Source organism: Bacteroidota bacterium (genome assembly GCA_030706565.1).
GTDB lineage: Bacteria > Bacteroidota > Bacteroidia > Bacteroidales > JAUZOH01 > JAUZOH01.
This window is the reverse complement of the sequence record JAUZOH010000151.1, coordinates 1-8,555: the sequence shown is the minus strand read 5'-3', so window position 1 is coordinate 8,555 and position 8,555 is coordinate 1. Positions and strand designations below refer to the sequence as shown.

The following is an 8,555-nucleotide window of genomic DNA, read 5'->3' as shown; positions in this document are numbered from 1 at the left end:
TGGGACTATACTGCAGAAAGGTTATGGACGAGTATTGAAAAATGTTTGGAACAGAATGAAAAATAAAGAAAGAAAACCTTTAAAAAGTTGCCTGCAGAGGGGAGTGTTTGAAGCCGGATGCGATGAAGCCGGCCGGGGCTGTCTGGCTGGTCCGGTGTTTGCTGCCGCCGTCATCCTGCCTGATGATTTTATCCATCCCTTGTTAAATGATTCAAAGCAGTTGTCGGCCCGGGAGCGTTACCAGCTCCGTACGGAGATTGAAGCCAGTTCTGTTGCCTGGGCTGTGGCTATGGTCGACAATAATAAAATCGATAAGATCAATATCTTAAATGCTTCTATTCTTGCCATGCAAAATGCACTGGACAAATTATCCCAGTCTCCCGGGCATATTATTGTTGATGGCAACAGGTTTAAACCTTATCAAGGGGTCCCGTTTAATTGTATTGTCAAAGGTGATGCAACTTACTTCTCGATTGCAGCTGCCTCTGTTTTGGCCAAAACATACAGGGACGATTACATGCTGGGCCTTCACCAGGAATATGGTTACTATGGATGGGATCAGAACAAGGGTTATCCTACGAAATTCCACCGGGAGGCCATACGTAAATATGGAATTACGAAATATCACCGTCTGAGCTTTCGTCTTTTGGAACAGCAATATTCCCTTGATTTTGGGGATAATTTGAAGGATAGGGAACAGGATGCCTTTTCTGCAAAGGGAAACAATAAAGAGGAATAGGTTAGGCGTTAGATTTAGATTCTCTTTTTTCTACGTTTAGAAATTTTTTTATTGTCCACTTTAAAACCCTGCCGTTCCCAACCCCGGATGCCATCTTTCAGCTCGAAAACATTTTTAAACCCCTTCCCTAACAATATAAGGCAAGCTTCTGTACTTTCATCCCCGTTTTCCGAATAAACAAAAAAAGGGATATCCCTGTCCAGGGTATCTGAAAGGTTCTTGACTTTTTCGGGAGTATCGGCACTTAGAGCTCCCGGTATTCTTGATTTGCAATACAGGGCATATTCCCTTACATCAATAATTTCCCGTGAAGGATAAAATAACATTTCAGAATAAAAATCACTGGGATTGAGAAAGGTAATGGTGGTGAATTGCTTAACTTGTGAGTAAACCAGGTTACTTTGATTTAATACAAATAAACACAATAACAATCTGAGTACAAATTTCATGGGTGCGAATTTATTACAAGATAACATAAACCTTCCACCAGCTTTATAAGTTAGATGTTTATACCTCATCCGGAAACAGGATTTAAATACTTTCTAAAAGTAATATTTATAATTGAGCGCAATTATAAAAAATTATTTGCACAATGATTTTTTAAATACTACAAAGTCGTCTTTTTTTACTCCTACAAGCCGGGCAATAACATCACATTTTACCATCAGCAGAAAGAAAGTATTTTCTTTTCCGCTTCTGAAGAGGCCTTCCAGATTCCCCTGTCCTTTTGATATAACCAGATCGGCATGCTGGTATATTTCAATAAACTCTTTGGATGATTTATCAAGGATTGTAGAAGGAGCATCGTAGCCATTGGAAATTATTTTGGCTACTTTATCCATTCCTGTATACCGGGCATCTTCCATAGTGGCATCGTTGATAACCGGCTTTTCTTTTACTGCGAAATAAACATTGGGATGGCCGATGGTTTCGATGAAAAGTTTGTCAAGTACGATTTCCCCGGTATTATCTCCGAGGTAAAGTATGGTATTTGCTTGTTTTATGGCTGTTTCCAATTCCCTGGAATGATCAATTCCAAATTTTGCATTCAGAACATAATTGATATTATCCATCACATTGAAATTGGTAGAAGCGGCATAATCTATGATGTTTCCCGCAATTGCCAGGCGCAAAGCTGTTTCAAAAGGATTGGATGCTGTCTCAACTTTCTTTTTGAACTTAGGATAGAGATTCAGGAGAAACTGGTTGCTTTGCCGTTTTTCTTCTTTGTAGGGATCCGGATTATTCAGGTATTTTTTGACCATGATTTCCATTTCCCGCCCGATCAGGGGACTAATTTGAGAGGAGTCGACTTCTGCAATATATTTAAGAAAAGCGGTGAGAATTTCATCTTTTTTTTCTTCAGGGAAGGATCGTTCTTTTAAAAGTTTTTCAAATGAACGGATAAAACAAAATTTACATTCGTAAGCCATAAAAAATAATTCTTAAATGATAAAAATGGAAATTTAGCTTGTCTTTATTAACAGAGTATAATATCCATTTGAATTTTTTTTTTACAAAGATAAAATTGAAAATAAAAAAACGTTATTATTTTTTTTTTTTCAAATTAATGTCTTAACTTTCATCAGAATAAGTTTTCTTTCTTAACTATATTTTTTATAGCATGGAAGCTTTGAGAAAGAGGATTAATGATTTCGTTAATTTATTTTATCCCAATGTTTGTGCGTGTTGTGGAATGAATCTGCTTCATAATGAGTATCTGATATGTAATCATTGCTTATACAAATTGCCCAAAACAAATTATCATCAGGAAAGAAACAATCCACTGGAGCAGATATTTTGGGGAAAAGTTAAGATAGAATCGGCAGCAGCATTCTTTTTTTATAACAAAGGAAGTAAATATCAACGGCTAATTCACCAAATGAAATATAACGGGTTAAAAGATTTGGGTTATGAATTAGGGAAAATGTACGGAAGTGAGTTGATTTCCAGCGTATTTAGTTCAGTTGATGTAATTGTTCCAGTGCCCCTTCACCCGAAGAAAGAAAGACGGAGAGGATATAATCAAAGCGATTGGATTGCAGAAGGAATTGCAAAAACGATGCGAAAACCCATTGAAAGGCACAATCTTTGCAGGATAAAAGCCAATGAAACCCAGACCCGCAAAAGCAGGATTGAAAGATGGGAGAATGTTCAGGATATTTTTATTGTTAAAAATGTAAACTTTTTTACTAATAAGCACGTTTTGTTAATAGATGATGTGATTACTACGGGGGCCACATTAGAAGCTTGCACTGCACAGATTCTGCAGTGTGAAAATACAAGGGTAAGCATTGCAACTCTTGCGGTAGCTTGAAAGTAATTCTATAAATTATTGTAGATTTATGATTTATAACATGTTGCTGTAAAATAATTATTGATATTTTTGCAAAATTATATTTTGATGAGTTATGGTAGTAAAGATTAAATTAAAAAATGCCGATAAGTATCTATTGTTAGATTCTGAGGTGTACGAAAAACTTAAGCAAAACAAATATTTTGAAGCGCTTAAGGTATTGGACAATATTCGAGAACACTCGAGTGGATTGCCCGTTTTTCAAAAGTATTACAAAAAGAAGGACGGTTTTAAAGTTGAGACCATTTATATAAATCAGTATGTTGCTAACATGTACATACCGAAACCGCCTTCAGACAAACGTCTTTTTGTAAGCTTTAAAAATGGCAACAAGATTGATTGCCGGGTGAAAAACCTTCAATGGTTGACCATGTCGCAGTTGCGCCGTGAACAAAGGTTCACGCATAATTCGACTGGTTTCCGCGGAGTACATCGGGTTGCCAAAGATAAATACATATCCATTTTATGGATTGACCGTCAACCTGTTATTGTAGGCACTTTCAAAACACCTATTGAAGCCGCCAGAGCTTATAATGACAAATCTATCGAACTTTTCGGGGTGACCAAAAGTTTAAACCAGTTTGACGAAAGTGGCGTTCCTGTTCATTTTAAAAAGAAAGTGGTGGAACGCCCCAGACTTCGCCGTAAAAGAAGAAGTAAAGAGGAAATGACCCAGGTTGCCCTTGAAAAACAGAACAGAAGAGAAGTTAAGGCTGCCAAGAGAAAAGCCAAAGAAGAAGAAAAAGAAAGAAAAGCATTGGAAAGAAAAGCCAGAGCCAGGGCTAAGGTTAAAAAGTAAAATTTATTCTAACTAAAAATTTTAGTTGTTTGGAATTGCTTTTTATTTTCTGATGTTATTGAATTTTCTTGAAATGCCTTAAGCCCTCTTAGGAGAAATTGATGGGATGGATTTTATTTATCCTGTTAATTGTTAAAGGTGACAAAAGTTTGGAACCATAAGATTCCTAACTTTTGTCACCTTTTTTATTAATTGTCTGTAAACTATGACATATTGTCCGGTTCGGCTTGTAATACGCAAATTCCTTTTTTTATTATTTAATAAGGACTTTACATTTGTTAAAGATTTGTCCTGTTATTTTATGAAAACTTATAATTTAAAAAATTATTTTGTTTGAAATAGTGGTGCAATTGTTTTTTAATCAATATATTATTGATAATTTGCTAATTGTTTTTCCCGAATAGAAATTTAAACACCTGTTCGAGTTTGTTGACCGGAATAATCTTAATCTTATACTTCGACCAATCAAGGCCTTTTTGATTGTATTGCGAAATAATCATTTGTTTAAACCCCAGTTTTTCGGCTTCTCCTATACGTTGTTCAATTCTGCTGACGGGACGTATTTCACCCGACAGGCCTATTTCACCTGCTAAACAGATATTTTTGCTTATCGGCAGGTCTATATTTGAAGAAAGAACAGCAGCCACAACGGCCAAATCTATTGCAGGATCATCCACCTTAAGGCCACCTGCAATATTGAGAAAAACATCCTTAGTGGCAAGTTTAAAACCTGCTCTTTTTTCCAGTACGGCCAAAAGCATGTTCAGACGGCGAAAATCAAAACCTGTAGCCGAACGTTGAGGGGTTCCATAAACTGCAGAACTTACCAGGGCCTGAATTTCTATCAGAAAAGGCCTGACGCCGTCAAGGGTGGCTGCAATGGCCACTCCGCTGAGATTCTCGTCATTCTGGGTAATCAGTATCTCCGAAGGATTGTTTACTTCGCGCAGACCGTTGCTTTGCATTTCGAAAATACCCAGTTCGGAAGTGCTTCCAAAACGGTTTTTTATTGATCTTAAGATCCGGTAAAGAAAATGCCTGTCGCCTTCAAACTGAAGGACTGTATCCACAATATGTTCCAATATTTTTGGACCGGCAATTACCCCTTCTTTATTGATATGCCCGATAAGAATTACCGGGCGTGCCGTTTCTTTGGCCATCCTGAGCAGGCGCGCGGTACATTCGCGGATTTGTGAAACACTGCCGGCCGAAGAATCAATCCCATCGGTATATAAAGTTTGAATGGAATCAATGACCACCAGATCCGGGGACAGGTTATCGATATGTGCCAGAATATTTTCGAGAGAGGTTTCGCTCAAAAGGTAACAATTCTCATTTTTGAGATTCATCCGGTCGGCCCGCATTTTTATTTGTTGTACACTCTCTTCACCTGATATATAAAGGGTTTTGAGACTGTTCATTTTCAGGGCCACTTGCAGCACCAGGGTTGATTTGCCAATACCCGGTTCTCCGCCAATCAGTACAACCGATCCCGGTACCAACCCTCCGCCCAGTAAACGGTTAAATTCTGAACTTAAAGTATCTATACGTTTTTCATTAGCTGAAGAAACCTCTGAAAGCAACTGAGGTACAGAAGAACCTGCACGGAACGAAGTGTTTTTGCCGGTTTCTTTCTGTACCGTTTCTTCTACATAGGTGTTCCACTGACCACATGCCGGACAACGGCCTATCCATTTGACTGAAGATACACCACAATTCTGGCAAACATACACCGTTTTTGATTTCGCGGGCAAGTCTACCTCCTTATTTAGTCATTTTTTCAATCATCCGGGTGGTAGAATAGCCTTTTATCAGGTCAATTGTTACAACTTTTCCGCCCTTGGCGGTTACAATGTCGTATCCAACAATTTCTTTGGCTTTATAGTCGCTGCCTTTGACCAAAATATCGGGTTGAACCAGTTTGATCAGTTCATAAGGAGTGTCTTCATCAAACAAAATTACTGCATTGACGAATTGTAGGGAAGACAATACCAGTGCTCTGGAAATTTCATCCTGAACAGGGCGCCCTTCGCCTTTAATGCGTTTGACGGAATCATCCGTATTCAGCCCAACAATCAATATATCGCCCAGTGAAGCTGCTTTGGCCAGATATTCCACATGTCCTCTGTGCAATATGTCAAAACAACCATTGGTGAAAGCGATTTTTTTATTCTGGAAACGCCATAAAGCCAACATCTGTGGGATTTGCTCCTTATTGTAAATTTTCTTTTCGACTGCTTCAAATTTATTCATTGGTAAAAATGTTAAATGAACAACAAAGGTAAAAAATTACAGTAGTAAATCCTTTATTATTTTTTTGTTTCAAAAACATTTAACTCTTTGCCAACTTTAATGAATGCATAAATGGCTTTGTCCAGGTGTTCTTTGGTATGGGCAGCTGACAATTGAATGCGTATTCTGGCCTGGCCCTTGGGTACAACGGGATAATAGAAACCGGTAACATAAATTCCTTCCTCCAGCATACGGCTGGCAAATTTCTGAGCCAATACTGCATCATAAAGCATTAAGGCAACAATAGCGGATTCTCCGGGTTTAAGGTCGAAGCCTGCTTCTGTCATCTTTCTCCGGAAATAGGAAGCATTCTCCATTAAATGATCACGCAATTCGGTTGATTTCGAAAGTAAATCGAACACAGCAATGGAAGCACCGACAATCGCAGGGGATAAAGAATTGGAAAACAAATAGGGCCTTGAACGCTGGCGCAGCAATTCAATAATTTCCTTTTTTCCGGTGGTAAATCCGCCCAGGGCTCCTCCCAGTGCTTTGCCCAGTGTGCCGGTTACAATATCAATTTTGTTCATCACATGGTGGTATTCATGCGAACCTTTTCCTGATTTTCCAATGAATCCCGCGCAATGGCTTTCGTCGATCATCACAAGGGCATCGTATTTTTCTGCAAGGGCCGTTATTTCATCCAGTTTGGATATGTCGCCATCCATTGAGAACACCCCGTCGGAAACGATCATGCGGAATCGTTGTGCCTGAGCAAGTTTTAATTTGTTTTCCAGATCGCTCATATTGGCATGTTCGTAACGATAACGTTGTGCCTTGCAAAGCCTGATCCCGTCAATAATGGAAGCGTGGTTCAGCGCATCGCTGATGATGGCATCCTGTTCGCTAAACAGAGGTTCAAAAACCCCGCCGTTGGCATCAAAGCAGGCAGCATATAAAATGCTATCTTCAGTTCCATAAAAATCAGCAATTTTTTGTTCAAGTTCCTTATGTATATCTTGGGTACCGCAGATAAACCGGACCGACGACATGCCGTATCCTCTTGAATCAAGCGCTTTCTTTGCAGCTTCAATAACCAGCGGATGGGAGGCCAGCCCCAGGTAATTGTTTGAACAGAAGTTCAGGACTTTTTGGCCTGTATTCAGCGTGATCTCGGCGCCCTGTGGACTGGTGATGATTCGTTCTTCCTTATACAGACCGGCTTCTCTGATGGAAGCTATTTCATTTTGCAAATGTTCCTTGATTTTTCCGTACATGATAAATTATAATTTGTTGATTGAATTAACTTTTTAGTTTTTTACTGATTTCCTTGAGCATAATATCCGTCATTTTAGCCATATCATATTCGGGATTAAAACCATCATGTGACCTGGCGATGCTGTCGTCAAGGCTTTCAGGCCAGGAATCGGCAATGTCCTGCCTGAAATCAGGTTTGTAAGTAATTGAAAAATCCGGAATATGCTTTTTTATTTCTTCTGCCAGTTCCTTTGGGGTAAAGCTCATGGCACAAAGATTATAACTGGAATGAGTATGAAGTCCGGATTCTCCGGTTTCCATTAATTTTATGGTGGCTTTAATGGCATCGGGCATGAACATCATGGGCAGACGGGTATTTTCTTTCAGGAAACATTCATAACTTCTTTTTTTCACGGCATCGTAGAAAATTTCAACGGCATAATCGGTGGTTCCCCCGCCTGCTTCGGTTTTATAACTAATTAAGCCCGGATATCTTACACTGCGCACATCAACGTTGTATCGTTTGTTGTAGTATGCGCACCATCGTTCGCCTGCCAGTTTGCTGATCCCATAAACCGTGGTGGGATCCATAATGGTGAATTGAGGAGCTATTTTGGGCGTGGAAGGTCCAAAAACAGCAATGGAACTGGGCCAGAAAACCCTTTTAATATCTTCCGTTTCGCGCGCCAGTTCCAGTACATTGAGCAGCCCCTTCATGTTGATATCCCAGGCATGAAGAGGAAATTTTTCAGCATTACCCGACAATATGGCCGCCAGATGATAGACCTGGGTGATCTTATTGCGTACGGCAAAAGGAATGAGCTGTTTGTTATCCAGCACATCGAGAATCTGAAAAGGCCCGCTTTCCACAATATCCGCTGAAGCTTTTTTGATGTCGGTGGCAAATACATGGTCATTGCCATAAATTTCTCGCAAGGCCAGGGTGATTTCAGAACCAATTTGCCCTGCTGCGCCTATGATTAATATGTTTTCCATATTGTAATACTTTATTATGCTAAGTTAAAATTTTCTCTGACATAATTGCCTGACGAATGGCATAAAATATGGAATTTCTTGCTATTTATAACTGTTTGTTTTTGAAGATACATACATGATTTCGGTAGAAAAAATATTGGTCAGTGTGATTGTTATTCCTTTTGATGAAAAGTATA

General features: G+C 39.2%; 9 protein-coding genes. 3 read left to right on the top strand and 6 right to left on the bottom strand.

What is annotated here, in order from left to right:
- Positions 1-55 precede the first annotated feature (55 nt).
- The gene (locus Q8907_09165; protein ID MDP4274433.1) at positions 56-739 is read left to right on the top strand and encodes a ribonuclease HII; all 684 of its coding nucleotides are present in this window, start codon (positions 56-58) and stop codon (positions 737-739) included.
- Positions 740-753: 14 nt separating this feature from the next.
- Here Q8907_09165 and Q8907_09160 read toward each other — a convergent pair whose 3' ends face one another.
- Together Q8907_09160 and Q8907_09155 are read right to left on the bottom strand one after the other, a co-directional pair.
- Entirely contained in the window at positions 754-1,188 is a 435-nt protein-coding gene (locus tag Q8907_09160; GenBank protein MDP4274432.1) for a rhodanese-like domain-containing protein, read from the bottom strand.
- A 132-nt stretch (positions 1,189-1,320) separates the two neighbouring features.
- Complete coding sequence (locus Q8907_09155; protein ID MDP4274431.1) at positions 1,321-2,172, bottom strand: ARMT1-like domain-containing protein; 852 nt, start codon at positions 2,170-2,172, stop codon at positions 1,321-1,323.
- Positions 2,173-2,363: 191 nt separating this feature from the next.
- On the opposite strand from Q8907_09155, the gene Q8907_09150 reads away from it, so the two are divergent.
- Both Q8907_09150 and Q8907_09145 read left to right on the top strand, forming a co-directional pair.
- Positions 2,364-3,056, top strand: a complete 693-nt coding sequence (locus Q8907_09150; GenBank protein ID MDP4274430.1) for a ComF family protein — start codon at positions 2,364-2,366, stop codon at positions 3,054-3,056.
- A gap of 94 nt (positions 3,057-3,150) precedes the next feature.
- Positions 3,151-3,894 carry a Pathogenesis-related transcriptional factor and ERF protein gene (locus tag Q8907_09145; protein MDP4274429.1) on the top strand — a complete coding sequence of 248 codons (744 nt, stop codon included), beginning with the start codon at positions 3,151-3,153 and terminating at the stop codon, positions 3,892-3,894.
- A gap of 383 nt (positions 3,895-4,277) precedes the next feature.
- Here the strand turns inward: Q8907_09145 and radA are convergent, their stop codons facing one another.
- From radA to Q8907_09125, 4 genes are read right to left on the bottom strand one after another with little or no spacing between them, the layout of a single operon-like run.
- A complete protein-coding gene (gene radA, locus Q8907_09140; protein MDP4274428.1) occupies positions 4,278-5,648 on the bottom strand; it encodes a DNA repair protein RadA in 1,371 nt (456 codons plus the stop codon).
- Between the two features lie 10 nt (positions 5,649-5,658).
- A complete protein-coding gene (rfaE2, locus tag Q8907_09135; protein ID MDP4274427.1) occupies positions 5,659-6,147 on the bottom strand; it encodes a D-glycero-beta-D-manno-heptose 1-phosphate adenylyltransferase in 489 nt (162 codons plus the stop codon).
- 56 nt (positions 6,148-6,203) lie between these two features.
- Positions 6,204-7,403 carry a glycine C-acetyltransferase gene (gene kbl, locus Q8907_09130; protein ID MDP4274426.1) on the bottom strand — a complete coding sequence of 400 codons (1,200 nt, stop codon included), beginning with the start codon at positions 7,401-7,403 and terminating at the stop codon, positions 6,204-6,206.
- 25 nt (positions 7,404-7,428) lie between these two features.
- Positions 7,429-8,379: an NAD-dependent epimerase/dehydratase family protein gene (locus tag Q8907_09125; protein MDP4274425.1), complete on the bottom strand. Its 951-nt coding sequence runs from the start codon at positions 8,377-8,379 to the stop codon at positions 7,429-7,431.
- Positions 8,380-8,555: the final 176 nt, after the last annotated feature.